Origin of the sequence: Agromyces fucosus (assembly GCF_004134865.1) — a bacterium.
In the GTDB taxonomy this organism is placed as follows: Bacteria; Actinomycetota; Actinomycetes; order Actinomycetales; family Microbacteriaceae; genus Agromyces; species Agromyces fucosus.
Genome location: NZ_SDPO01000001.1, coordinates 699,934 through 724,895, shown reverse-complemented (window position 1 = coordinate 724,895; position 24,962 = coordinate 699,934). Strand labels below are relative to the sequence as shown.

The 24,962-nt window shown below is 71.5% G+C and carries 26 protein-coding genes; 19 read left to right on the top strand and 7 right to left on the bottom strand.

Features of this window, described 5'->3' with window-relative positions:
* The first annotated feature begins 3 nt into the window (after positions 1–3).
* The 9 genes from ESP57_RS03415 (at position 4) to ESP57_RS03375 (ending at position 6,693) form a co-directional block, all read left to right on the top strand.
* Positions 4–1,533 (top strand): aminopeptidase P family protein, encoded by a 1,530-nt coding sequence (locus tag ESP57_RS03415; protein ID WP_243648384.1) that lies wholly within the window; start codon positions 4–6, stop codon positions 1,531–1,533.
* A 208-nt stretch (positions 1,534–1,741) separates the two neighbouring features.
* Positions 1,742–2,149: a 30S ribosomal protein S16 gene (gene rpsP, locus ESP57_RS03410; RefSeq protein WP_056009615.1), complete on the top strand. Its 408-nt coding sequence runs from the start codon at positions 1,742–1,744 to the stop codon at positions 2,147–2,149.
* 3 nt (positions 2,150–2,152) lie between these two features.
* Positions 2,153–2,389, top strand: a complete 237-nt coding sequence (locus tag ESP57_RS03405) for an RNA-binding protein (protein ID WP_022891825.1) — start codon at positions 2,153–2,155, stop codon at positions 2,387–2,389.
* A 1-nt stretch (position 2,390) separates the two neighbouring features.
* Positions 2,391–3,026: a ribosome maturation factor RimM gene (gene rimM / locus ESP57_RS03400; protein WP_129230540.1), complete on the top strand. Its 636-nt coding sequence runs from the start codon at positions 2,391–2,393 to the stop codon at positions 3,024–3,026.
* Between the two features lie 7 nt (positions 3,027–3,033).
* Positions 3,034–3,723: a tRNA (guanosine(37)-N1)-methyltransferase TrmD gene (trmD, locus tag ESP57_RS03395; RefSeq protein WP_129230539.1), complete on the top strand. Its 690-nt coding sequence runs from the start codon at positions 3,034–3,036 to the stop codon at positions 3,721–3,723.
* A 139-nt stretch (positions 3,724–3,862) separates the two neighbouring features.
* Positions 3,863–4,642 carry a sirohydrochlorin chelatase gene (locus tag ESP57_RS03390; protein WP_056009604.1) on the top strand — a complete coding sequence of 260 codons (780 nt, stop codon included), beginning with the start codon at positions 3,863–3,865 and terminating at the stop codon, positions 4,640–4,642.
* Positions 4,639–5,316, top strand: coding sequence for a molybdenum cofactor guanylyltransferase (gene mobA, locus ESP57_RS03385; RefSeq protein WP_129230538.1), 678 nt, complete (start codon positions 4,639–4,641; stop codon positions 5,314–5,316). The genes ESP57_RS03390 and mobA overlap by 4 nt, the downstream gene beginning before the upstream one ends.
* On the top strand, positions 5,300–5,536 hold the full coding sequence (locus ESP57_RS18560; protein ID WP_056009598.1) for a DUF6457 domain-containing protein: 237 nt from the start codon (positions 5,300–5,302) through the stop codon (positions 5,534–5,536). The genes mobA and ESP57_RS18560 overlap by 17 nt, the downstream gene beginning before the upstream one ends.
* Positions 5,533–6,693 carry a molybdopterin molybdotransferase MoeA gene (locus ESP57_RS03375; RefSeq protein WP_129230537.1) on the top strand — a complete coding sequence of 387 codons (1,161 nt, stop codon included), beginning with the start codon at positions 5,533–5,535 and terminating at the stop codon, positions 6,691–6,693. The genes ESP57_RS18560 and ESP57_RS03375 overlap by 4 nt, the downstream gene beginning before the upstream one ends.
* A 23-nt stretch (positions 6,694–6,716) precedes the next feature.
* On the opposite strand, the gene ESP57_RS03370 is transcribed toward ESP57_RS03375, so the two are convergent.
* From ESP57_RS03370 to nirB, 6 genes are all read right to left on the bottom strand, one after another.
* Complete coding sequence (locus ESP57_RS03370; protein ID WP_129230536.1) at positions 6,717–8,327, bottom strand: FAD-dependent oxidoreductase; 1,611 nt, start codon at positions 8,325–8,327, stop codon at positions 6,717–6,719.
* Positions 8,324–10,450, bottom strand: coding sequence for a molybdopterin oxidoreductase family protein (locus ESP57_RS03365; protein WP_129230535.1), 2,127 nt, complete (start codon positions 10,448–10,450; stop codon positions 8,324–8,326). The genes ESP57_RS03370 and ESP57_RS03365 overlap by 4 nt, the downstream gene beginning before the upstream one ends.
* 12 nt (positions 10,451–10,462) lie before the next feature.
* Complete coding sequence (locus ESP57_RS03360) at positions 10,463–11,863, bottom strand: MFS transporter (RefSeq protein ID WP_129230534.1); 1,401 nt, start codon at positions 11,861–11,863, stop codon at positions 10,463–10,465.
* Positions 11,864–11,999: 136 nt separating this feature from the next.
* Entirely contained in the window at positions 12,000–13,130 is a 1,131-nt protein-coding gene (locus tag ESP57_RS03355; RefSeq protein WP_129230533.1) for a uroporphyrinogen-III synthase, read from the bottom strand.
* Entirely contained in the window at positions 13,127–13,939 is an 813-nt protein-coding gene (cobA, locus tag ESP57_RS03350; RefSeq protein WP_424219342.1) for a uroporphyrinogen-III C-methyltransferase, read from the bottom strand. Before cobA ends, ESP57_RS03355 begins: the two co-directional genes overlap by 4 nt.
* Complete coding sequence (gene nirB / locus ESP57_RS03345) at positions 13,900–16,509, bottom strand: nitrite reductase large subunit NirB (protein ID WP_129230532.1); 2,610 nt, start codon at positions 16,507–16,509, stop codon at positions 13,900–13,902. Before nirB ends, cobA begins: the two co-directional genes overlap by 40 nt.
* Before the next feature lie 232 nt (positions 16,510–16,741).
* Here nirB and nirD point away from each other — a divergent pair, with 232 nt between their 5' ends.
* Positions 16,742–17,092, top strand: a complete 351-nt coding sequence (nirD, locus tag ESP57_RS03340) for a nitrite reductase small subunit NirD (RefSeq protein WP_056009576.1) — start codon at positions 16,742–16,744, stop codon at positions 17,090–17,092.
* Between the two features lie 40 nt (positions 17,093–17,132).
* Here nirD and map read toward each other — a convergent pair whose 3' ends face one another.
* On the bottom strand, positions 17,133–17,900 hold the full coding sequence (gene map / locus ESP57_RS03335) for a type I methionyl aminopeptidase (RefSeq protein WP_056009573.1): 768 nt from the start codon (positions 17,898–17,900) through the stop codon (positions 17,133–17,135).
* A gap of 73 nt (positions 17,901–17,973) precedes the next feature.
* Here map and ESP57_RS03330 point away from each other — a divergent pair, with 73 nt between their 5' ends.
* From ESP57_RS03330 to ESP57_RS03290, 9 genes are all read left to right on the top strand, one after another.
* Positions 17,974–18,513: a hypothetical protein gene (locus tag ESP57_RS03330; protein ID WP_129230531.1), complete on the top strand. Its 540-nt coding sequence runs from the start codon at positions 17,974–17,976 to the stop codon at positions 18,511–18,513.
* A 204-nt stretch (positions 18,514–18,717) separates the two neighbouring features.
* A complete protein-coding gene (rplS, locus tag ESP57_RS03325; RefSeq protein WP_056009567.1) occupies positions 18,718–19,065 on the top strand; it encodes a 50S ribosomal protein L19 in 348 nt (115 codons plus the stop codon).
* Between the two features lie 81 nt (positions 19,066–19,146).
* Positions 19,147–19,893, top strand: a complete 747-nt coding sequence (gene lepB / locus ESP57_RS03320; RefSeq protein ID WP_056009565.1) for a signal peptidase I — start codon at positions 19,147–19,149, stop codon at positions 19,891–19,893.
* A gap of 1 nt (position 19,894) precedes the next feature.
* Positions 19,895–20,575: a ribonuclease HII gene (locus ESP57_RS03315; RefSeq protein ID WP_056009563.1), complete on the top strand. Its 681-nt coding sequence runs from the start codon at positions 19,895–19,897 to the stop codon at positions 20,573–20,575.
* A gap of 5 nt (positions 20,576–20,580) precedes the next feature.
* A complete protein-coding gene (locus ESP57_RS03310; RefSeq protein ID WP_022891843.1) occupies positions 20,581–20,904 on the top strand; it encodes a DUF2469 family protein in 324 nt (107 codons plus the stop codon).
* Between the two features lie 311 nt (positions 20,905–21,215).
* Positions 21,216–21,572: a YraN family protein gene (locus ESP57_RS03305; RefSeq protein ID WP_056009559.1), complete on the top strand. Its 357-nt coding sequence runs from the start codon at positions 21,216–21,218 to the stop codon at positions 21,570–21,572.
* Positions 21,572–23,122 (top strand): YifB family Mg chelatase-like AAA ATPase, encoded by a 1,551-nt coding sequence (locus ESP57_RS03300; protein WP_129230530.1) that lies wholly within the window; start codon positions 21,572–21,574, stop codon positions 23,120–23,122. Before ESP57_RS03305 ends, ESP57_RS03300 begins: the two co-directional genes overlap by 1 nt.
* Positions 23,119–24,402 (top strand): DNA-processing protein DprA, encoded by a 1,284-nt coding sequence (gene dprA / locus ESP57_RS03295; protein WP_243648383.1) that lies wholly within the window; start codon positions 23,119–23,121, stop codon positions 24,400–24,402. The genes ESP57_RS03300 and dprA overlap by 4 nt, the downstream gene beginning before the upstream one ends.
* A gap of 80 nt (positions 24,403–24,482) precedes the next feature.
* On the top strand, positions 24,483–24,935 hold the full coding sequence (locus ESP57_RS03290) for a winged helix-turn-helix transcriptional regulator (protein ID WP_129230529.1): 453 nt from the start codon (positions 24,483–24,485) through the stop codon (positions 24,933–24,935).
* Positions 24,936–24,962: the final 27 nt, after the last annotated feature.

The window sequence follows — 24,962 nt, the reverse complement described above, 5'->3', positions numbered from 1 at the left end:
GGAATGACCGGACACGCCCACACCCACACCGATTCCGCGAGCCGGCCCGCCGACGGGGGAGCCGCGGCATCCTCGATGCCCGCCCCCGACGAGCGCGACCCCCGGATGCCGCGGCTCGCGCAGTCGCCGGGGTTCAACGAGTCCATGCTGCGAGGCTGGGCCACGCCGGTGCGCACCCCCGTGATTCCGTCGGGTGCGGCGCTCGCGGCGCACCACCACCGGGCACGTCTCGCCGAGGCGCTGCCCGGCCGCACGATCGCCATCTCCGCCGGTCGTGCGCCGGTGCGGGCGAACGACACGAGCTTCGAGTTCCGTGCCGACAGCGACTTCCTCTGGCTCCTCGGGTGCGGCATCGAAGACGCGGTGCTCGTGATCGACTCGATCCCGGGCGGCCACGACGCCACGCTGTACCTGCCGGCGCCCTTCCGGCCGGGCGACGACGGCTTCCACGCCGACCCGCTCCGGGGCGAGCTCTGGGTCGGGCCGATGCCCGGCCTCGCGGAGTACGCCGAGGCGCTCGACGTGCGCACCCGCCGCATCGAGGAGCTCGTGCTGGGCGACGACGCCCTCGTCGCGGGCGCGCCGACCCCGGCCGGGCCGGCCGCCGCGGCGCTCGCGGCGACCCCGCGCTCGGCCGAGCTGCGGCGCGTGCTCGCCGAGCTCCGCATGATCAAGGACGAATGGGAGCTCGCCGAACTCGCGGCCGCCGTCGCCTCGACCGAGCAGGGCTTCGCGGCGATGGCGCGCGAGCTCTCCTCGGCCATCGAGTGGGGCGGGGAGCGGTGGCTGCAGGGCACCTTCGACCGCTACGCCCGCACGGTCGGCAACGGCCCGGGCTACGCCTCGATCGTCGGTTCCGGCGCCCACGCGCCGATCCTGCATTGGGTGCGTGCCGACGGCGACATCAACCCCGCCGAGGTCCTGCTCCTCGACGTCGGCGTCGAGCGCCGGTCGGGGTTCACAGCCGATGTCACCCGCACGATCCCGGCTGGTGGCACGTTCACCTCGGCGCAGCGCGCCGTGCACGACCTCGTCGAGGCCTCGCACCGTGCAGGTCTCGCCGCGGTCGGACCGGGCCGCCAATGGTCCGACTTCCATGCCGCGAGCATGGAGGTCATCGCGCGGGGGCTCCACGACTGGGGGATGCTGCCGGTCTCGGTCGACGAGGCGCTCGCCCCCGACGGGCAGCAGCACCGGCGCTACATCGTGTGCGGGGTCGGCCATCACCTCGGCATCGACGTGCACGACTGCGCCGGCTCGAGCTATGCCGCCTACCAGGGCGCCGTGATGCAGCCGGGCATGGCCCTCACGGTCGAGCCCGGGCTCTACTTCCACGCCTTCGACGAGACGGTTCCGCCCGAGCTCCGCGGGCTCGGCGTGCGCATCGAGGACGACCTCGTCGTGACGTCGACCGGGCATGAGGTGCTCTCGAGCGGGCTCCCCATCGATGCGGCGGGCCTCGAGACGTGGCTGGCTGCTGCCCGAGCGGGACAGCCCTCGCACGCGGCGCTCGACGCGTCATCCGCTCGCTGACGGACGCATCGGCAGCGGTCGCGAGCCGCTTCGGGACGCCCGGCACGGTCCGATTCTCGTTTCGGCGCGGAATCTGCAAGAATGATCAGTCGAGTTCTGTATCGCCCGACCCTCTATCAGGCGCGCAGAACCCCTTTGAGCTTCCGCCGAGTGTGCACCCCACGCTCACGGCTGTCAGTTCGCCAACTCACAACATTTCAGGAGAATTGTGGCTGTCAAGATTCGTCTCAAGCGTCTCGGCAAGATCCGTGCGCCGTACTACCGCATCGTCGTCGCCGACTCGCGCACCAAGCGCGACGGTCGCGTGATCGAGGAGATCGGCAAGTACCACCCCACCCAGAACCCCTCGTTCATCGAGGTCGACTCCGACCGTGCGCAGTACTGGCTCTCCGTCGGCGCGCAGCCGACCGAGCAGGTCGCTGCGATCCTCAAGCTCACGGGCGACTGGGGCAAGTTCAAGGGTGACAAGAACGCCGTCTCGACCGTTCAGGTCGCAGAGCCGAAGGCCGCCTTCGTCGCCGACGAGAAGAAGAAGCCGGTGCTGAAGCCGAAGGCCGAGAAGCCCGCGGCCAAGGTCGAAGAGGCTCCCGCCGAGACCGCGACGGACGAGGCGTAAGCCTTGCTCCAGTCCGCGCTCGAACACCTCGTCAAGGGGATCGTCGATCACCCTGACGAGGTGAAGGTCGTCTCCGCGTCGAGCGCACGTGGCGAGGTCCTCGAGGTTCATGTGAACCCCGAGGACCTCGGTCGCGTGATCGGCCGCGCAGGCCGCACCGCGAAGGCGCTCCGCACGCTCGTCACCGCTCTCGCCGACGGTCGCCGCGTTCGCGTCGACGTCGTCGACACCGACGACTGACGTGGCCGACACTTCAGGCACACAGCTTCGGGTCGGGCGCCTGCTGAAGGCGCACGGCCTGAAGGGCGCGATCAAGATCGAGCTCTACACCGACGACCCCGACCGGCGTTTCGTGCCGGGCGCGGAGTTCTCGCTGCAGGTGCCCGGCGACTCGCCCTGGCACGGCAAGAGCCTCACGCTCCGTGAGCTCCGCTGGTACAACGGGCATGCCGTCGGATTCTTCGAGGGCATCGACGATCGCACCGAGGCCGAGGGCCTCGCGAAGGCGATCCTCTGGGTCTCGCACGTCGAAGAAGAGGCGCCCGAAGACGACGCCTGGTACGACCACCAGCTCATCGGCCTCGCCGTCGTCCGCGACGGCGAGCGGGTGGGCGAGGTCTCGCACGTCGAGCACTTCCCGGCGCAAGACCTGCTGGTCGTCAAGACCGGCAACGGCGAGGTCATGGTGCCGTTCGTCTCGGCCATCGTGCCCGAGGTCGACCTCGCCGCCGGCACGGTCACCGTGACGCCGCCCCCGGGCCTCTTCGAGGAGCTTCCCGAGGTCGAGGCCGCGGCCCCGACCGCGCCGGCAGCCGACTCCGTCGAGACCGCCACGACGGATGCCGCGGCGCCCGTCGAGGCCGATCGCGACGAGTAGTCCGCCGATGCGCGTCGACATCGTCACGATCTTCCCCGAGTTCTTCTCGGTGCTCGACCTGTCGCTGCTCGGCAAGGCGCGGCAGTCGGGCCTCATCGAGGTGACCGCGCACGACCTGCGCGATGCCACGCACGACCGGCATCGCACGGTCGACGACACGCCGTACGGCGGGGGCGCCGGCATGGTGATGAAGCCCGAGCCGTGGGGCGAGGCGATCGACGGCATCGTGGGCGACGGGGCATCCGATGCCCTGCTCGTCGTGCCGTCGCCCGCCGGCGAGCCGTTCACGCAGCAGATCGCCCGCGAACTGGCTGCGGAGCAGCACCTCGTGTTCGCCTGCGGTCGCTACGAGGGCATCGACCAGCGCGTCGTCGACCACTACGCCACCCGCATGCGGGTGCGCCTCATCAGCCTCGGCGACTACGTGCTGAACGGCGGCGAGGTCGCCGTCATGGCGATGATCGAGGCGGCAGGCCGGCTCGTGCCCGGCGTCGTCGGCAACCCCGAGAGCCTCGTCGAGGAGTCGCACGAAGACGGCCTGCTCGAGTACCCGAGCTACACCAAGCCGGCGTCCTGGCGCGGGCTCGACGTGCCGCCCGTGCTGCTCTCCGGCAACCACGGTGCGATCGCCGCCTGGCGGCACGAGCAGCAGATCGAGCGCACGCGCCGCGTCCGCCCCGAACTGCTCGGCGAGTAGCGGGGCCGAGTACCTTCTGCGTACGGCGTGAGCCGTTCTTCACGTGCCGGAAACACGTGGGTGCGGTGCGTGAAACACGCTCTCCCTAGCGTCGAATCGGCGGCTGAGACGGGTTCCGCCGGAGAGCGCGGGTCAGCACATGGTCGGGTCCAGAGTCATCGGTGCCGCGGCCGAGCATGTCGAGGCCCCTCCGCTCCGGCTCGTCGCGGTCACGCATGGGGCGCCGTCGAGCGCGAATCGCGAGGCAGTGATCCGGCTCGTCGACGGCGTCGCCTCCGCGCGTCCCGATCTCGACGTCTCCATCAGTTTCGTCGACGCCAGCCGGTCGGATGTCGCGGCCGCCCTCGGCCCTGACGACGACGCCGGGGCGGTCATCGTGCCGCTCGTGCTCTCGGCGGGCTTCCACGTGCGCACCGGGCTCTCGCTCGGACTCGACCGGCGCGGCTCGGGCGTCGACGCACCCACCGGCTCGCGGCTCGCGGACGAACTCGGCCCCGACGATCGGATCGTCGAGGTGCTCGCCGAGCGGCTGGGCCGGCTCCGGCTCGCCGACACCGACGCCGTGGTGCTCGCCGCGGCCGGTTCCAACGATCCACGCGCGGTGCGCGAGTGCTTCGAGACCGCGCGCAGGCTCGGGCACCACCTCGGCCGTTCGGTGACCGTCGGGTTCATCGCCGCGGCGATCCCGCGCTTGCACGACGCCATCGAGATGATCCGCGAGGTGCACCCGGGGGTGCGCGTGATCGTCGGCAGCTACCTGCTGGCACCCGGCACCTTCTATGACACCGCCGCGTCTGCAGGAGCCGACGCGATCGCGGCGCCCCTGTTGCTTCCCGACGAGGTGGCGCCCCGCCAGCTGGTGGAACTCGTGCTCGATCGGTACGCCGACGTCGGTGCGCCCCGACTGGAACGGGCATGACGGCGGCGGCGCCGGCCGCGGCGCCCACCATCGCCGCGTACGACGCGATCGTGCTGGCCGGCGGCCGCGCCTCTCGGTTCGGCGGCATCGACAAGACGGCGCTCACGATCGACGGCACGAGTCTCGCCGCGCGCGCTGTCGCCGCGGTCGGCGGCGCTCGTGCGATCGCCTACGTCTCGAGTGCGCCGGCGCCCCGGTGGGTGCTCGCGGAGCGGCGCATCCGCGTCGCCGCCGAGGATCCGCCCTGGAGTGGCCCGGTCGCGGCCATTGCGGCGGGACTCGAGGGGCTCGCCGACCGTCCGCAGCGCTTCACGGTGGTGCTCGCGGGCGATCTGGTGGGGGCGGCACCTGCCGTGGCCCACCTGCTCGGCCGGGCCGTCCACGCGATCGACGGCGTGGTCGGGGTCGACCCCGATGGGTTCTCGCAGCCACTGCTCGCGGTCTACCGCACGGCGGCGCTTCGCGGCGCCGTCGCCGAGGTGCTCGCGGCGACGCGAAGCGCGTCGCCGGCCGGCGGCAAGGGTGCGTCGATGGGCGCGGTGCTCGCGCGCATGCAACTTCGCGGAGTCGCGCTCCGCAGCAGCTGGTGCGCCGACGTCGACACTCCAGCCGACGCCGCACGGCACGGCGTCGTGCTGCCGATGGGGGAGGTGCGCCGTGTCCGCGTCGCGTGACGTCGAGAGCTGGTCTCGCGAGCTCGTCGCCGAACTCGGCCTCGACATCGCGCCCGACGTCGCGGCGGTGCTCGACCTCGCACGCATCGCCGCACATGGCGTGGCCCGTCCGGCCGCGCCGCTGACGACTTATCTGGCGGGATACGCCTCGGCACGTGGCATCCCGCTCGACGTCGTCGTCGCCGCCGTCGAACGCCGACTCGGCGAGGACGCACCGTGAGCTCGACGACCTGGGAGTCGGCCAGGGACGTCGTCTGGCATGCCGGTCGCACCCGACCGCTCGCTGCCGAGCCGGTGCCGGTCGACCGGGCCGACGGTCGGACGCTGGCCGACGCCGTGCATGCGCGCGTCGACCTGCCTACGGTCGACGTCAGCGCGATGGACGGCTGGGCGGTGGCGGGCGCGGGTCCCTGGCGGCTCGACGGCACGGTCGTGATGGGTGCGCCGCCGTCACGGCCGATGCGGGTCGGCACCGCTCGGATCATCACGACCGGCGCGGCCGTGCCGCCCGGCGCGGTCGGGGTGCTGCGTGCCGAGCACGGAGACCTGCTTCCCGAAGCCCCCGGGTGGCTCCGGCCCACTGCTTCCACGCCGCTCGCGGGGCGCGACATCCGGCGCCGCGGTGAGGAACTGCGACGCGGCGAGCCGCTCATCCCGGCCGGCGCCCGGATGACGCCGCCGCGCCTCGCCCTCGCCGCGGCCGCAGGTCACGACACCCTCGAGGTGCTCGCCGCCCCGCGGGTCGAGCTGATCGTCACGGGCGACGAGCTCGTCGCGGCCGGCCGGCCCGCGCCCGGCGCGGTGCGCGATGCCTTCGGCCCATCCCTTCCCGCGTTGTTCGAGCGACTCGGCGCACGGGCGTCGACGCGGCGCGTCCCCGACCGACTCGACCCGTTCATCGAGCTCCTGGCCGAGGCCCGCCCCGACCTCCTCGTCACGACGGGGGGAACCGCCGGCGGCCACGGCGACCTGCTGCGTCGGGCGATCGTCGCCGAGGGCGGCACGATCGACGTCGCCGGCGTCGGGATGCGTCCGGGGCACCCCGTGCTGTTCGCCCGCACGAGCGCGGGGGTGCCGGTGCTCGGCCTGCCGGGCAATCCGCTCGCCGCCTTCACCTGCCTCCTCAGCTTCTTCCCGCCGTGGCTCGACGGTGCATCGTGCCGGCCGATCACCGCACTCGACGAGGTGGCGGCCCACGACCTCCCCGCCACCGGGCTGCAGCGCCGCCTCGCGCCGTTCAGCTGGCGAGCCGGGCGCGCGATGGTGAGTCCCTGGGCGGGGTCGGCGATGCTCCGAGGGCTCGCCGGCGCCGACGGGCTGCTGGTCTCACCGGTCGCCGACGGCGAACCCGCCTGCGTCCTCCCGCTGCCCTGGTGATCCCGCTGCCCTGGTGATCCCGCTCAGGCCGTGACGCTCGGCGTCTCGTCGGTCTCGGCCGCACGGGCGAGGATCTCGGCGACGCGTCCCTTGCAACCGCCGCAACCGGTGCCCGCACGGGTCTCCCGACCCACCCCCTCGACCGTGGTGGCACCGCAGACGGCCGCTTCCTCGATGCGGCCCACCGTGACCCCGTTGCACCAGCACACCGTCGAGCCCGGCGCGAAGGCGTCCGCATCGGCACTCGGGTCGTAGTCGGGGCCGTCGAAGCGCAGCAGCACCGAGCGATCGGCCGGCAGCTCGCCGCGCCGCTCGAACAGGAGCGTCAGCTCGGCGGCGGTGCGCGGCATCCCGACGCTCACGAATCCCGTGAGCGCACCGTCCTCCGTCACCATCTTCACGTACCGCAGGTGCTCGGGGTCCGCCCACTGCGAGACCCGTCGTCGCGGGTGCACGGCGTCATCGTCCCACGGATCCGCCGAGATGTCGCCGACCGCGACGACGTCGATGTGCTCCGCCTTGAGCATCACGATCGCGTCGCGTTCCGCGGGCGCCGCGGCATCCGTCGAGCCGTGGTCCGTCACCGACGCGATGAAGTGCGCTGCCAGCCACTCCGCCTGCCGCCACCCCGGTCCGATCAGCCCCGAGGGAGCCCCCGGGAGCACGCGCTGCCCGGCGAGCTCCTCGGTGCGCGGCACGACCTGGGCGCAATCGCCGATCGCGAACACGTGGGGATCCGTCCAGCTCGCGAGCCCCGCGCCGACGACGACGCCGACGGCCGTGCGCAGGCCCGCGAGCGTCGCGAGCTCGTTGCGGGGGCTCACTCCGCAGGAGAGCACGAGCAGGTCGCCGCGCAACTGCTTGCCGTCGGCGGTGACGACCATGTCGAAGCGACGGCTGCCGTCGTCGTCGGTGCGGAACGCCACGGCCTCCGCGCGGCTGTGGGCGACCACCGTGACACCCGATCGGCGCAGGGCCGCACGGAGCACGAGGCCGCCGCCCCGGTCGAGGTTGCGCGGCATCGGGTGCGGGCCGTGGTGCACGACGCAGACCTGCGCGCCGGCGTGGGCGGCGGCGAGTGCGAGTTCGAGGCCGAGCACGCCGGCGCCGAGCACGATGATGCGCTTGCGCGACTGCACGGCCGCGAGCACGCGCTCGGCGTCGGCGAGATCGCGAAGGGCGGTGATGCCCGCGGGCAGGGCGTCGTCGCGCGCGACGAGCTGCGTGGCGTACTTCCGGAGCGAGTCGGCGTCGCGGCGGTGCCGCTCGACCCCGTCGAGGGTCGGCACGTTCGCCCGGGACCCGGTCGCGAACACGACCCGGTCGTATTCGAGCTCCTCACCGGAGTCGAGCTGCACGATCCGTGCCGATCGATCGATCGAGGTGGCGGCGACGCCGAGCAGCACGCGCGCACCGGCGGCCTCTGCGGCTGCCCGGTCGCCGACGAGCATGGCGCCCAGTTCGGTGTTGCCGACGGCGTACTCGGCGACGAGCACCCGGTTGTACGCCTCGACGTCCTCACCCGCGACGACGGTGAGCGCGATGGAGCCGTCCTCGACGGCCGGCAGCACCTCCTCGACGAAGCGCGCGCCGACGGGGCCGTAGCCGATGAGGACGATCCTGAGCTGGCTCATGCCGGCACCTCGATCTCGATGAGGCGTGCGAGTCGCACGAGGTTGGTCTTGAACTCGGGCATCGCCGAGACGGGGTCGACCGCGTCCGACGTGAGCAGGTTCGCCGCCTGCTCGTCGCCGTAGTGGAACGGCAGGAAGACGGCGTCGGGGCGGATGTCGGTCGTGAGCCGCGCGCGGCAGCGCACGGTTCCCCGGTCGTTCGAGAGCTCGACGAGTTCGCCGTCGGCCACGCCCAGGCGTTCAGCCGTCGACGGATGCAGCGCCGCCCGTGCCTCGGGCTGGGCGTCGGCCAGCTCGGGCACGCGCCGCGTCTGCGCGCCGCTCTGGTAGTGCTCGAGCAGACGGCCCGTCACGAGCGTGAGCTCGCCGGGGCGCGGAGCGGGGTGGGCGGACGACCGCACCGAGACGGCGACGAGTCGTGCGAGCCCGTCGGGGTGGGCGAAGCGATCGGCGAAGAGCCGCGGGGTGCCCGTGCCGCCGCGCGGGTAGGGCCAGTACACGGCCTCGCCCCGGTCGAGCATGGCGTAGTCGATGCCCGAGTAGTCGGCGATGCCGCCCTCTGAGGCGAGGCGCAGCTCCTCGAAGACGAGCTCCGGCTCGGTGTCGAACGTCGCGGTGCACTCGAGCCGCCGAGCGAGCTCGGCGAGGATCCAGAGCTCGTCGCGCACGCCGGCAGGAGGTGAGATGGCACGACGGCGACGGATGACGCGGCCCTCGAGCGAGGTCATCGTGCCCTCCTCCTCGGCCCACTGCGTGATCGGCAGAACCACGTCGGCGAGGGCGGCCGTCTCGGAGAGGAAGAAGTCGCAGACCACGAGGAGGTCGAGCGCGGCGATGCGCTCGCGCACGTTGGCGATGTTCGGGGAGGAGACGACGAGGTTCGATCCGTGCACGAGGAGCGCACGCACGCCGCCGGGCTCGCCGAGTGACCGCAGGAGTTCGACGGCCGGCACGCCGGGACCGGGGATCGCGCTCGGCGACACTCCCCACACCCGTGCGACGTGCGCCCGTGCCTCGGGGTCGGTGATCTTGCGATAGCCGGGCAGCTGGTCGCACTTCTGGCCGTGCTCCCGCCCGCCCTGCCCGTTGCCCTGCCCAGTGAGCGTGCCGTAGCCGCTGCCGACGCGCCCGGGCAGGCCGAGGAGCAGTGCCAGGTTGATCGCCGCAGTCGCCGTGTCGGTGCCGTCGACGTGCTGCTCGACGCCGCGGCCGGTCAGGATGTACACGTTGCCGCCCGCGGCCAGGCGCCGCGCGAGCCGGCGGAGCGTCAGTGCCGGCACGCCGGTCGTGGACTGCACGCGTTCGGGCCACCACGACGCCACGCTGCGGCGGATCGCCTCGTATCCGACGGTGCGGGCGGCGACGTAGTCGAGGTCGACGAGTCGCTCGGCGATGACGATGTGGATCAGGCCGAGCAGGAGGGCGAGGTCGGTGCCGGGCATCGGCTGCAGGTGCAGCCCCTTGCCGTCGGCGGTGAGTCGGGCGGTCGCGGTGCGTCGCGGGTCGACCACGACGAGGCCCCCGGCAGCCTGGGCGCCCGCCAGGTGGCCGATGAAGGGCGGCATCGTCTCGGCGACGTTCGTGCCGAGCAGCAGGATGGTGTCTGCGTCGTCGAGGTCCTCGAGCGGGAACGGCAGTCCGCGGTCGACGCCGAAGGCGCGGTTGCCGGCGGCCGCGGCCGACGACATGCAGTACCGGCCGTTGTAGTCGATGCGGCTCGTGCCGAGCGCGAGCCGCGCGAACTTGCCGAGCAGGTACGCCTTCTCGTTCGTGAGGCCGCCGCCCCCGAAGACGCCCACGGCGTCGGCGCCGTGCTCCGAGCGGATGCCGCGGAGCGACGCCGCGACGCGGTCGAGCGCGTCCTCCCAGCTCGCCTCGTGCAGCACGCCGTCGGCGCCCCGCACGAGCGGGGCGCCGAGGCGGGACGGGGCCCGGAGGAGTTCCGCCGACGTCCAGCCCTTCTTGCAGAGGCCGCCCCGATTGGTCGGGAAGTCGCGGCCCGCGACGGTCACCGGCGTGGCCGCGGCATCCGCTGCGGCGTCTGCCGCGACATCCGTCGGGGTGAGGGTCATCGCGCACTGCAGCGCGCAGTACGGGCAGTGGGTGTCGGCGGAACGGGTCAAGCTGGCCTCGATTCAGATCTTGTGGGCGCTGAGCTTGCCCGACCGCACGTACACGGCCCAGGTCAGCACGAGCAGCAGCACGTATGCCGCGATGAAGCCGGCGAACGCGGCGCCGTACCCGCCGGTCGACTGGAACGAGAGGTTCAGCGCCTGCGGGATGAGGAAGCCGCCGTAGGCGCCGATGGCCGAGATGAGGCCGAGCGCGGCCGCGGCCTTGCGCTGGGTCGAGACGTCGCCCGTGCCGCCGCCGCGAACCGCGAACACGACGGGCACCATCCGGTAGGTGGAGCCGTTGCCGATGCCCGCCGAGGCGAAGAGGAGGAGGAACAGGCCGAGGAAGAGCCAGAAGTTGCCGAGCGGCAGCGTCAGGAGCACCGCGACCGTGACGAGGGCCATCGACGCGAAGGCGACCATCGTGATGCGCGCCCCGCCGAACCGGTCGGAGAGTCGGCCGCCGTAGGGGCGGGCGAGTGAGCCCACGAGCGCGCCGAGGAACGCGAGGGAGACGGAGGCGCCGCCGACGGCGATGCCCGAGAACTCCGGGAACTGGTCGGCGATCAGCTTCGGGAAGACGCTCGCGAAGCCGATGAACGAGCCGAAGGTACCGATGTAGAGCAGCGAGAGCAGCCACAGGTGCGGCTCCTTGAGCGCGGCCGCCGATCCGCTGAGGTCCGCCTTCGCGTTCGAGAGGTTGTCCATGTAGCGGGCGGCGCCGAACATCGCGACGAGGATGAACGGGATCCAGATCCAGCCGGCGACCGGCAGGTTCAGGGTCGCAGCGGCGCCGATCGTGACCGCGATCGGCACGACGAACTGGGCGACCGCAGCGCCCAGGTTGCCGCCCGCTGCGTTCAATCCGAGGGCCCATCCCTTCTCGCGCTGCGGGTAGAAGAACGTGATGTTCGACATGGAGCTGGCGAAGTTGCCGCCGCCGAAGCCCGCGAGTGCGGCCGCGCCGAGCAGCACCGGGAACGGCGTCTCGGGGTTCGAAACGCAGACGACCATCGCGATGACCGGTGCGAGCAGCAGCCCGGCGGAGATGATGGTCCAGTTGCGTCCGCCGAACCTCGGCACGAGGAACGAGTACGGGATCCGCAGGGTCGCGCCGACGAGGCTCGGGATCGAGATGAGCCAGAAGATCTCGCTCGTGGTCAGCTCGAAGCCCGCCTTCGGGAGCATGACGGCGACGATCGACCAGAGCTGCCAGACGACGAACCCGAGGAACTCGGCGAAGATCGACCAGTTCAGGTTCCGCCGGGCGATGGCACGGCCCTGCGACTGCCATTGCTCGGTGTTCTCGGCGTCCCAGCCGTCGATCCAGCGCCCGCGGCGCATGCTCAGCTCGGGTGCTGCGGCCGTCGTCTCAGGTGCTGCGGATGTCGCGGGGGGAGCGGTGCTCACGGTCTGGGTCATCGGGGCCTCCGGGGTTCGATCACGAGTGGATCCTTCGACTCGAAGCTATTGACGTCGTGTTTCTGCGGATCGGTCCGGTCGTAAACCTTGCGTCTCCACCTGCTCACCGGTGACGGCGGCCGGTGTGAGGCGACGCTCACACGTCGATGCGGTACCCCCGCTTCACGACGGTGGCGATGAGGCCGGGCACGGCGAGTGTCTGGCGCAGGCGGCTCAGGGCGACCTCGAGGGCGTGCTCGTCGTCGGTGCCCGGCAGCGCGGACGTGAGCCGGTCGCGCGCCACGACGGAACCCCGCGCCTGCACGAGCGCTCGGAGGATCATGAGGGCGACGGGTGCGAGCGCCACTCGGCGCTCGCCGACGTCGACCACGGAGCCGCGGAGTTCGAGCGGGCCGTGACGCGTGTCGAGGCGCAGCACCCGTTCCGATTCGAGGTGTTCGCAGACGAGCCTGATGAGTGCGCCCATGCGGAAGCGCTCGGGCTGGATCGGCTCGATGCCCGCCGAGATGAGCGGCGCCGCCGTGACCGGGCCGACGGCCGCCGCGACGACCGGACCGCACATCGCGTCGGTCAGGTCCTCGAGCCGACCGCGCGCTTCCGCCGCGGCGAACAGCGCGTGCACCGCGGGGGCGCTCGTGAAGGTGATGCAGTCGAGCCCGCCGCTGCAGGCCGACTCGATGAGGCGGTCGACCCGTTCGTCGGTCTCGTCGGGTTCGATCCAGCGGTAGGGCTCGACGGTCAGCACCCGGTCGTGGGCGTCGCGCAAGCGGTCGAGCTGCGACGGGTTCAGGAACCCGTGCAGCTGCACGGCGACGGTGAGCCCCGATGGCCGGGTGGCGAGCACCTCGTCGATGAGGGACTCGGTGGTCTCCTCGGCGCTCATGCCCACGTCGTTCAGTCCGGCAGCACGGATGCCGCCGCGTGCCTTCGGCCCGCGGACCAGGATCGCCGTCTCGGCGAGCGCGTCGACGAGCTCCTCGCCGAGCCCCGCGGCATCCGCGACCTCGAACCAGCGGCGCACCCCGTAGGCGGTCGTGGCGAGCAGTACGTCGGGCCGCGCCTCGATGATCGCGCGGGTGTCGGCGATGACGGGATCGTCGCTGACGGCGTTCGCCATGCGAAGCGTCGGGGCATGGATCACGGTCGCGCCGCGGCGGGCGAGGGCGTCGATGAGGTCGGCCGAGCGCCGGTCGCTCGTCACGCCGATGCGGAATCCCGCGAGCTGGTCGGCGCGGAACCCTGGTGCGCACTCGAGGAGGTCGCTCACCGGGCCACCGCCGTGAAGCCGGCCGCGCGCTCCATGAGCTCGGCGGCGCCGGCATCGCCGTCGTGCGCGAGGCGTACGACCTCGCCGACCACGACGACCGCGGGGGAGGCGACGCGGGCTCGTCCCGCGGAGACGACGATGTCGGCCAGGTCGCCGATCGTCGTGCGCTGGTCGGGCCGGAAGCCCCGCTCGATGATCGCGACGGGCATCTGCGCGGGCATGCCGTACCGGGCGAGGCCGGCTGTCAGGGAAGGCAGCGAGTTCACGCCCATGAGCACGACGATCGTGCCGCCGAGCCCCGCGAGGTGCTCCAGCTCGGTCTCGGTCAGCGGCGCATGGCCGGAGACCACCGTGAAGAGGTGGCTGACGCCCCGGTGCGTGAGCGGGATTCCCGCGGCACCGGGCACGGCGACGGCGCTCGTGACGCCCGGGATCACCTCGACCGGCACTCCCGCGGCGTGGCAGGCGAGCACCTCCTCGCTGCCGCGCCCGAGCACGTAGGGATCGCCGCCCTTCAGCCGCACGACGTGGCGCCCCGCGAGCGCGTGCTCCACCAGGAGCGCCTCGATCTCGTGCTGCGGCACGGCGTGGTGGCCGGGCCGCTTGCCGACGTCGACGAGCTCGGCGCCCGGCGCGAGCTCGTGCAGCCGCTCGTGCGGTGCGAGCCGGTCGAAGAGCACGACGTCGGCGTCGGCGAGCGCACGCGCACCGGCGAGCGTCAGCAGGTCCTCTCGGCCGGGGCCGCCGCCGACGAGGGTCACGCGGCCGGTCATGCGTCCACCTTTCGAACCGGGATCGACGCGCCGGATATGAGCACCGCTTCGCCGCGCTCGCGTTCCTCAGGCGTCGCCGGACGCATCTGACCGCGTCCGTCGGGCACCTGGGCGATCGAGGGGTCGGGCAGGTCGGGTGCGTTCACGAAGGAGCGGAAGCGCCGCAGGCGCTCGGGATCCGCGAGCGTCGCGGCCCACTCGTCCTCGTAGGAGCCCACATGAGCGTCGACGGCGGCCTCGAGCTCCGCCGCGAGACCGAGCGAGTCGTTCACGACGACGTCGCGCACGTGGTCGAGTCCGCCCTCGATGTCCTCGATCCAGCGAGCCGTGCGTTGCAGGCGGTCGGCCGTGCGCACGTAGTACATGATGTAGCGGTCGATGTACTTCAGCAGCGTCTCGTCGTCGAGATCGCTCGCGAGCAGTTGGGCGTGCGCCGGCTGGAAGCCGCCGTTTCCGCCGACGTACATGTTCCAGCCCTGGTCGGTGGCGATCACGCCGACGTCCTTGCCACGGGCCTCCGCGCATTCGCGGGCGCACCCCGAGACGCCGAACTTGAGCTTGTGCGGTGATCGAAGGCCGCGATAGCGAAGCTCGAGCTGCACGGCCATCGCGACGGAGTCCTGCACGCCGAAGCGGCACCAGGTCGAGCCGACGCAGCTCTTCACGTTGCGCAGCGCCTTGCCGTACGCCTGTCCCGACTCGAAGCCGGCGTCCACCAGCCGCTTCCAGATGTCGGGCAGCTGGTCGAGTCGGGCGCCGAACAGGTCGATGCGCTGACCACCGGTGATCTTCGTGTAGAGCCCGAAGTCGGTGGCGACCTGGGCGATGACCAACAGCTTGTCCGGCGTGATCTCGCCCGCAGGGATACGGGGCACCACCGAGTAGGTGCCGTCCTTCTGCATGTTCGCCATTGCACGGTCGTTGGTGTCCTGGAGCCCGCCGCGACCGCCGTCGAGGATGTACGACCCGTGCTGCGTCGCCAGGATGGAGCCGACGACCGGCTTGCACACGTCGCATCCGCGGCCGGTGCCGAGCCGCGCGACGATCTCGTCGAACGAGGTGAGCTCGAGCACGCGGATCGACTCGAAGAGTTCCTGGCGCGAGAGCTCGAAGTGCTCGCACAGCGCCCGCGACGGGGTGATGCCCGCCTTGGTGAGCTCGGTCTCCATGAGCTTCTTCACGAGCGGCACGCAAGACCCGCACTGCGTTCCTGCACGCGTGCAGGACTTCAACGCACCGAGCTCGGTGCACCCCGCGGTGTGCTCGTCGCCGTTCACCGCGTCGCGGATCGTGCCCGCTGCGACGTTGTTGCAAGCGCAGACGAGAGCGGATGCCGGCAGTTCGTCACCCGCGGGCGCCTCCATGCCGGATGCCGAGAGGTAGGCGGCGGGCTCCGACGAGAGCTGCATGCCGAGCATCGGGCGCAGCGACGCGTAAGGCGATGCGTCACCGACGAAGATGCCGCCGAGCAGCGTCTTCGCGTCGTCGGTCATGACGAGCTTCTGGTAGAGGCCGCGAGCCGGGTCGGCGTAGACGATCTCGAGCGCCTGCTCGGTGCGCGCGAGTGCGTCGCCGAAGCTCGCGACATCGACGCCCGAGAGCTTCAGTTTCGTCGCGTCGTCGACGCTCGTGAACTCCGCTGCGCCGCCGAGCAGCCGGTCGGCCACGACCTCGGCCATCGCGTTGGCGGGGGCGACGAGCCCGGTGCAGCGCCCTTCGAAGCTCGCCACCTCGCCGATCGCCCAGATCCGGGCAGCGGATGCCGCGCACGCGGTGCTGATCGCGATGCCGCCGCGCGGCCCGAGCTCGAGTCCGAGGTCGCGCGCGAGTTCGTCGCGAGGACTGATGCCGATCGCGAAGACGACGAGGTCGGCGTCGATGCGGCGCCCGTTGGTCAGTTCGACCCCGACGACGGCGTCGGCCTCGATGAGCACCGCTGCCGGGCGGGTGCCGAGGTGCAGGCCGATGCCCTGCCCCGAGATGATGCGGCCGAGCGCGCGCCCGGCGCCTTCGTCGAGCTGCGCCGACATGAGCCAGCCGCCCGAGTGCACGACCGCGGCGTGCGCGCCGAGCTTGGCGAGGCCGCCTGCCGCCTCGAGACCGAGGAGGCCGCCGCCGGCGACGACGACCCGCGCGGGGCGCCCGTGCCGATCAGCGAGCTCCCGGGTCTCGGCCACGAGGGCGTCGACGTCGTCGATCGTGCGGTAGACGCGGGCGTGGTCGCGGCCGGGGAGTTCGGGCACCGGTGCACTCGAGCCGGTGGCGAAGACGAGTTCGTCCCAGTGCAGGGCTCGCCCGCTCGACGTCGTGGCCGTCTGCGCCTCTCGATCGATCGCGACGACGCGCTCGCCGGTGACGAGCCTGATGTGGTCGTCGTCCCACATCGACGAGGGCTGCAGGGTCAGGTCGGCCGCGCCATCCGCGAGTCGCGTGCTGAGTGCGACGCGGTCGTACGGATGGTGCAGCTCCTCACCGACGACCGTGACGCGCATTGCGCGGCCGGAGTCGCGGGCGTGCAGGCTGTCGGCGAGCCGGTGCGCCGCGGGTCCTCCGCCGATGATGACGACGTCCCGCACGCCCGAATGCTCTTGGGTGCTCTCGATCATGGCTGCCTCCCGGGCTCGATGGAGGCGAGCTCATGGCTGCCTCCGGGGTCCGAATGAGGCGAGCGTACGACCGGCCGGTTTCGGCCCTGTTTCGGGGCGGTAACCGAAGGGGTCGTCCGACGCACGAGCGGCGGTGGGCGATGTGAGCACGGTTTCACGTCGGTGAAACATGCGGATGCCGCCGAGGAAACACCCGGAACCTAGCCTCGGAGGCAGGCAGAGAGGAGCCGGCATGTCGCTGACGATGGAGACGACCACCACGTGGGTGCCGACCTGCGAGGTCGCGGACCTCGAGCCCGGGTGGGGCGAGGTCGCACTGCTCGGGCGCACGCAGGTCGCCCTGCTCCGCCTCGACGAGGAAGAGGTGTACGCCGTGGACCACCACGACCCGCACACGGGCGCACCCGTGATGGCCAGGGGCATCCTCGGCTCGCGAGGCGACCGCCCGACGATCGCGTCCCCGCTGCACAAGGAGGTCTACGACCTCGGAACGGGGGAGTGCTTCACCGACAGCGCACTGGCGCTGCGGACCTACCGCACCCGCATCGTCGGCGGCATGATCGAGGTCGAACTCGAGCGCTGAGCGCGAGCGCCCCGGCGGATGCCGTCAACCGGCCCCGTCGTCAGGAACGCTGCGTGAGCACGATCGGGTCGCCGTCGGTGATCGCGATCGTGTGCTCCGAGTGCGAGCCCCGCGAACCGTCGGCGCTGCGAAGGGTCCAGCCGTCGGGATCGGTGAAGATGCGATCCGTCGTCTCGAGAAACCACGGCTCGATCGCGATGACGAGTCCGGGCTTCAGCGGCAGGCCTCGACCCGGTCGCCCGTTGTTCGGGATGTGCGGATCGCCGTGCATCGTGCGGCCGACGCCGTGACCACCGAAGTCGGTGTTGATCGAGTAGCCCTCGGCCTTCGCGACATCCGCGATCGCCCGGGAGATGTCGCCGATGCGATTGCCGGTGCGGGCGGCGGCGATGCCGGCATCGAGCGCCCGCCGAGTCGTGTCGATGAGGCGCAGGTCTTCCTCGCGCGGTGTGCCGACGACGAGGGAGATCGCCGAGTCGGCGACCCATCCGTTCACCGACGCCGCGAAGTCGAGGCTCAGCAGGTCGCCGTCGCGCAGCGTGTAGTCGTGGGGGAGTCCGTGCAGCACCGCGTCGTTGACCGAGGTGCAGATGACCTTTCCGAAGGGGCTCGCGCCGAACGACGGGTGGTAGTCGATGTAGCAGCTCTCGGCGCCGGCCTTCCGGATCATCTCGTGCGCGAGGGCGTCGAGTTCGAGCAGGTTCACACCCACCGCGGCAGCGGCCGAGGTGGCCTCCAGCACGCTCGCCACGAAGCGGCCGGCGGGCCGCATCTCCTCGATCTCTGCAGGGGTCCGAAGTTCAATCACAAGTCCATTCTGGCGGCTCCGCCCTGAGTGAACACCCGGCGCGCGCGCAGCTGCGTCGGATTACTCTGAAAACATGCTCCTCCGGCGTGCGCTCTACAGATGGCAGATGGTCGCGGTCGTCGTGCTGCCGATCTGGCTCGCCGTGGGTTGGGCGATCTTCGGCGGGGGCGGCTGGGGCACGCTCGGCCTCGTGCTCGTCGTGCCGATCGCCTTCGTCGTGCTCGGCATCGTCGCGCTGCTCACGAACGTGCGGCCGACCGTGCGTCACGAGCGCGCGCTCTCGTGGATCGACGTCGGCGTGCTGACCGCCTGGCAGCTCTCGATCATCGCCACGGGGTTCTACGGCGCGTCGGCAACGGGCTTCGGCGTGCTCGCGATCCTGCTCGGCATCGCCGCATTCTGGGTCGCCGTGTGGCAGCTCGTCACCGACGGCGCCAATCGCATGAAGGCCTCCATGGCGGAGTTCGAGCGGCTCGCCGGGGAACAGCCGGGTTCGTCCAACGGCGGCTCGACGGGCGGTGCCCAGGGCACCGCGGGCCCGGGTCCCGGGCGTCCGCCCTTCGACGACGGCAGCGACGACGTGATCATCATCCACGAGGTCCGCGAAGACTGATCGGCGTTCGGGCAGACGCGCGAGCGGGGCATCCGAGCCCGCTTTTGGCCTGTGGCCCGTCAGCGTGGCACAATAGAGGATTGTGCCGCCGCAGGTCTCTGCCTCCGGGGAGCACGCACGCACGATTCCTCGTGCGAGGCGGCACCAGAACTTCCATCCAATGATCCGCGTTCGACCGGTTGCGGGCGCAGAGAGCGAACCAACATGCATATCCTCGACCACGTCGACGCCGCGAGCCTGAGGTCGGATGTCCCCGACTTCCGCCCCGGCGACACCGTCAAGGTGCACGTCAACATCATCGAAGGCACGCGCGCCCGCATCCAGGTCTTCCAGGGCGTCGTCATCGGCCGCCAGGGCGAAGGCGTGCGCGAGACCTTCACGGTCCGCAAGGTCAGCTTCCAGGTCGGCGTCGAGCGCAAGTTCCCGGTGCACTCGCCCGTGATCGATCACATCGAGGTCGTCACCCGCGGTGACGTGCGTCGCGCGAAGCTGTACTACCTGCGCAAGCTCCGCGGCAAGAAGGCGAAGATCAAGGAGAAGCGCGACGCCTGATCCGCTTCGCGGATCGCGCTCCACGCGAACTCCTCCCCGAGCTCCCCACCCCTAGACTGGGTGGGGAGCTCGGGCGGTTAAATGACAGAAGAAGACACAGGAACGCGAACAGATCGCGTGGATTCGGCGACGCCGAGTAGACGACGCGGCGTTCTGCTGTTCCTCCGAGACCTGCTCGTCATCTTCGTGGTGGCCGTGCTCGTCTCGTTCCTCATCAAGACGTTCCTCATCAGGTCGTTCTTCATCCCATCGCAGTCGATGGAGGAGACGCTCGTGAAAGACGATCGCATCATCGTGAACCAACTGGTTCCCGAGGTGACGCCGCTCGAACGCGGCGACGTCGTCGTGTTCCGCGATCCCGGCGGATGGCTGCCGGCGCGCACCGAGGTCGAACAGCCGCCCCTCGTGGCCGCCGTCGACTGGTTCCTGGCGTTCGTGGGGCTCGCCGCCCCCGACTCCAACGACCACCTCGTCAAGCGCCTCATCGGGCTGCCCGGCGACCACGTGGTCTGCTGCAACGCCCTCGGGCAGATGAGCGTCAACGACGTTCCGCTCGACGAGCCGTATGTGGCGCTGCCGCCCGGTGACACCAAGGTCTCCGCCGACGACTTCGACGTCGTCGTTCCCGAGGGCTCGCTCTGGGTGATGGGCGACAACCGCTACAACTCCAAGGACTCGCGGTACAACCGGGAGACGCCGCTCAAGGGCTTCGTGCCGATCGACAACGTCGTGGGCCGGGCGTTCGTCGTGAGCTGGCCCGTCGATCACTGGGCGTGGCTCGGCAACTACCCCGAGGTCTTCGACGGCGTCGACGAGGCCGGTGACTGAGATGGCACCCGCAGCAGTGCCGACGCTCCGCGTCGAGCGAGAGTTCTTCGCCGAATCGCCCATGATGCTCGCGTGCGACGAGGTCGGCCGCGGTGCCCTCGCCGGGCCCGTCACGATCGGCCTCGTGCTCATCGACTCCGGCGTCCGCCGGATGCCGGCCGGGCTCCGTGATTCGAAGCTGCTGAGCGAACCCCGCCGTGAGGCGATGGCCCCTCGGGCCACCGCCTGGGTGCGGGCATCCGCCGTCGGCGAGGCCACTGCAGCCGAGATCGACGAACTCGGCATCATGGCCTGCCTCGGGCTCGCCGGGGCCCGTGCGTTCGCCGAGCTGTCGGCGGCCAACGAACTCATCGCCGACGTGCCGCTCCTCCTCGACGGCAACCACGACTGGCTGAGCGCCTCGATCGAGCGTCGGGCCCGTGTCGTCACGCGGATCAAGGCCGACCGCGACTGCGCGTCGGTCGCCGCGGCATCCGTCATCGCGAAGGTGCACCGCGATCGCTTCATGCGACGCGCGCACGACGAGCGCCCGCTCTACTCGTGGGACGAGAACAAGGGATATTCGAGTCGCGCGCACTTCGCCGCGATCGCCGAGCACGGTCCGAGCGAGCTCCACCGCACCACGTGGCTGCACGAGCAGTCGCAACCCGCGCCGACGCTCTTCGACCTCAGCGTAGGATGAGTGCGATGGATGAGGACGAGTTCGAAGACTACGACCGCGAGGTCGAGCTGGCCCTGTATCGGGAGTACCGCGACATCGTGTCGCAGTTCAAGTACGTGGTCGAGACCGAGCGACGGTTCTACCTCGCGAACGAGGTCGAACTCGTGCGCCGGGACACCGAGCACGATTTCTACTTCGAGCTGACGATGAAAGACGTCTGGGTGTGGGACGTCTACCGTGCCGACCGTTTCGTGAAGTCCGTGCGTGTTCTCACGTTCAAGGACGTCAACGTCGAAGAGCTCGCGACGCGCGAGTTCGAGTTGCCGAAAGAGCTCGCGCTCGACGAGTAGTCGACTGCCTGGTCGAGGCTCGGCCGAGGCCGGCTCAGCTGAGGCGGCGTTCGGGGTGCACCGGCTCGGTGTCACCGAGGTCCTTGCCGAGTTTCTCGCGGAGCTTCGCGCCCGGCGGGAGCAACTGACCGCACGTCGCGGTGACCATCGCGCCGACCTTGCACCGCGCCGCGCCGTCGCGCGAATGCTCGCCCCGCGGGCCCGGTCACTCGGTCTCCCCAGTCGCGGACTCCCGGAGTTCCCCACTGCCTCGCAGCGGGCGAGCCTGCCGCCCCGTTCGGCCCGCGACGCTGGACGCGGAGGTGGTGCGGATGTCGCACAATGCAGAACTCGGCCGACGCGGCGAACAACTTGCGGTCGAGCATCTCGAGGCTCGCGGAATGCAGGTGCTCGAGCGCAACTGGCGGTGCCGCATCGGCGAGATCGACATCGTCGCGCGTGACGGCCACGACACGGTGTTCGTCGAGGTCAAGACGCGCACCTCGGGCGACTACGGACATCCCTTCGAGGCGATCACTCCGTTGAAGCTCGCGCGCATGCGGCGCCTCGCGATCGCCTGGTGCGAGGCGACGGATGCCCCGGTGTCCCGCATCCGCATCGACGCGGTCGCCGTCCTCGCGCCGATCGAGGCGCCGGCGCTCATCGAGCACCTCGAGGGCATCAACTGATGCCGGTCGCTCGCACGCGATCCGTCGCCCTCCTCGGCCTGAGCGGCTCGGTCGTCGAGGTCGAGGCCGATCTCTCCTCGCAGCTGCCGGCCTTCGTGATCATCGGCCTGCCGGATGCCGCCCTCGGCGAGGCGCGTGATCGGGTGCGGGCCGCGGCGGTGAACGCCGGCTGCCCGCTCCCGCAGCGGCGGCTCACCGTCAACCTCTCGCCGGCAGCACTGCCCAAGCACGGCTCGGGGTTCGACCTCGCGATCGCCGTCGCCTGCCTCGCGGCGGCCGGCGAGATCTCCGCGGAGTCGATCGAGCGGGTCGTGCACCTCGGCGAACTCGGTCTCGACGGCAGGCTCCGGCCGATCGACGGCATCCTCCCTGCCGTACTCGCCGCCGTGCGGGCCGGCTACGACACCGTCATGGTTCCCGCTGCCAACAGCGACGAGGCACGGCTCGTGCCCGGGGTGAGCGTCATCGGCGTGGCGTCGCTGCTCGATGCAGCGGTGCATCACGGGGGCGTCTACGACGAGCGGGAGTTCGATGCAGTACCGGCACCCGATCGCCCTGATCCCACCGCATCGGTCGACGAGCCGCACGGCGACCTCGCGGACGTCTCGGGCAACGACGATGCCGTGCAGGCGCTGCTCGCGGCGGCAGCGGGCGGACACCACGTCTTCCTGCTCGGTCCACCGGGCGCGGGAAAGACGATGCTGGCATCGCGCCTGCCGGGCATCCTGCCCGATCTCGAGGCCGATGAGGCGCTCGAGGTCGCGTCGCTCCGCTCGCTGTCCGGCCGCCCGCCCATCTCGGGGCTCTCTCGTCGCCCGCCGTTCGAAGCGCCGCACCACACGGCCACCGCTGCGGCGATGGTCGGCGGCGGCAGCCGACTCATCCGACCCGGTGCGGCGGCGCGCGCCTCCCATGGCGTGCTGTTCCTCGACGAGGCGCCCGAGTTCCCGTCCGCGGTGCTCGACGTGTTGCGTCAACCGCTCGAGTCGGGCTCGATCGCCATCCAGCGGGCCAATGCCGTCGCGTCGTTCCCGGCCCGCTTCCAACTCGTGCTCGCCGCCAACCCATGCCCCTGCGGCAATCACGGCTCGAAGGGCGCGGAGTGCACCTGCCCGCCGAACGCACGCCGACGCTACCTGGCCCGCATCTCGGGCCCGCTCCTCGACCGCATCGACGTGCAACTCCGGGTGCCGCGCATCACCGCGGCCGGCCTCCGCATCGCAGCCGAGCGCCCGGGCATGTCCACCGAGGTCGCACGCGGCCGGGTGGTCGAGGCCCGAGCCCGCGCCGCCCGTCGGCTACGCGGCACGCCGTGGCGCACGAACGCCCAGATGCCCGGTCCGTGGATGCGCGGTGCCGGCGGGCTCCACCCCGGTGGTCGCGCGACCGCCGACCTCGACCGTGCGCTCGAACTCGGGGGCGTGACCATGCGCGGCTACGACCGCATCCTGAAAGTCGCGTGGACCCTCGCAGACCTCGACGGCGCCGATATCCCCCTGCTCGATCACGTCGGCCGAGCACTCTTCCTCAGAAAGGGACTCCCGCTGTGAACGCCGTCCATCGTGGTGCGACCGAGCTGCGTGCCGCACTCTCGTCGGTGCGATCCGTACCGATCGCCGACGCCGATGCGCTCGACGAGATCTACGCTCGAGCACTGCTCGGCTCCGTCGCCGAGCCCGGCGACGGCTTCCTCGGCCGCGCGATCGACGTGATCGGTGCGGTCGGCGCCGCAACGTTGCTCCTCGAGTCGGCGAGTCCCGTCGACCTCGTCGAGGCGCTGACGAATGCGGGTGGTTCTGCCGACCTGCGCGAGGCGGAGTCGGGCCTCGGGCGATGGTCGCCGCGCCTCGACCTCGGTGCATTCGGCAGGGCGCTCGAGCAGGCGGCTCGGGTCGGGGCCCGCCTCATCCTTCCGAACGATGCGGCGTGGCCGGCCGGGGTCGACGAGCTCGGCATCCACGCCCCGCTCGGCTTGTGGATCCGAGGTCGTGAGCACGCCCTCGACGGGTCGTCGGCGTCGATCTCGCTCGTCGGTGCGCGCGCCGCGACCGGCTACGGCGAGCACGTCACCATGGAGGCATCCGCCGGGCTCGTCGATCGGGGCTTCACGGTCGTGAGCGGTGGCGCATACGGCATCGACGGCATGGCCCACCGCTCGGCGCTCGCGAGCGGGGGCACCACCGTCGCCTTCCTCGCCGGGGGCGTCGACCGGTTCTACCCCATGGGCCACGAGGGCCTGCTCTCGCGAATCGCCGAGACCGGAGCGGTCGTCTCCGAGCTCCCATGCGGAGCAGCGCCCACCAAGTGGAGGTTCCTCCAACGCAACAGGCTGATCGCAGCGGCGAGCGAGGCGACGGTCGTGCTCGAGGCCGGGTACCGCTCCGGATCGCTCAATACGGCCGGCCATGCCGCTGCCCTCGGCAGACCGCTCGGCGCCGTACCCGGACCCGTGACGAGTCCCGCCTCCGCCGGATGCCATCGGCTCCTGCGCGAGTACGACGCCATCTGCGTCACGGATGCCGAGCAGATGGCGGAACTCGTCGGGGGAGGACCGCGCAGCGCCGCCTCCGAGCGGCGGTCGCCAGGATCGGTGTCGGAGTCGGCCGACCGCGGCGACCGCGGCGACCGCGGGGCCCGCGGCGCTGCGGCCTCACCTGAGACGGTGCGTGTGCTCGACGCGTTGAGCACTCGCAGTCCTCGTGAGCTGTCCGACATCGCACGTCGGTGCGGCATGACGCCATCCGCGGTGATGGGCGTGCTCGGCGGCCTCGAGGCGGTGGGCCATGTCAAGCGACATCCGTTCGGGTGGCTGCGGGTCGCTCGGAGCTGACGCTTCGCAACCGCCTGCACCGAGGGCTAGCGTGATGCAGGCGGCTGCTGAGGGGCCCGCGGATGTCAGGAGGGTGCGCCGTGCTGGGAAGAACCTACGAGCGGGAGAACTGCTCTGCTGCCCGCGCACTCGAGGTGGTGGGCGAACGATGGAGCCTGCTCATCATCAGGGACGCGATGTTCGGGGGTGCTCGCCGGTTCACGGACTTCGAGCGATCGCTCGGAATCGCCTCGAACGTGCTGGCGGCGCGACTCGAGCTGTTCACCGAGAACGGCCTCATGGAGAGCAGGCGCGCAGCCGACGGCGCCGAAGTCCGTGAGTACCTGCTGACGGCGCGAGGCCGCGATCTCGAACCGGTCATTCTCGCGCTGAGCGCGTGGGGCGACACGTGGGCCGCACCGAACGGCGCCCCGATCGTCTACCGGCACCGCCGCTGCGAGAGCCCGGTGCACCTGGACCTGCGGTGCGACACGTGCGGCGACTCGCTTGCTCCAGGGGAGACAGCGGCCGTGCCCGGCCCTGGCATGCAGTGATGAACGACCCGGCCGCCAGACCAGGAT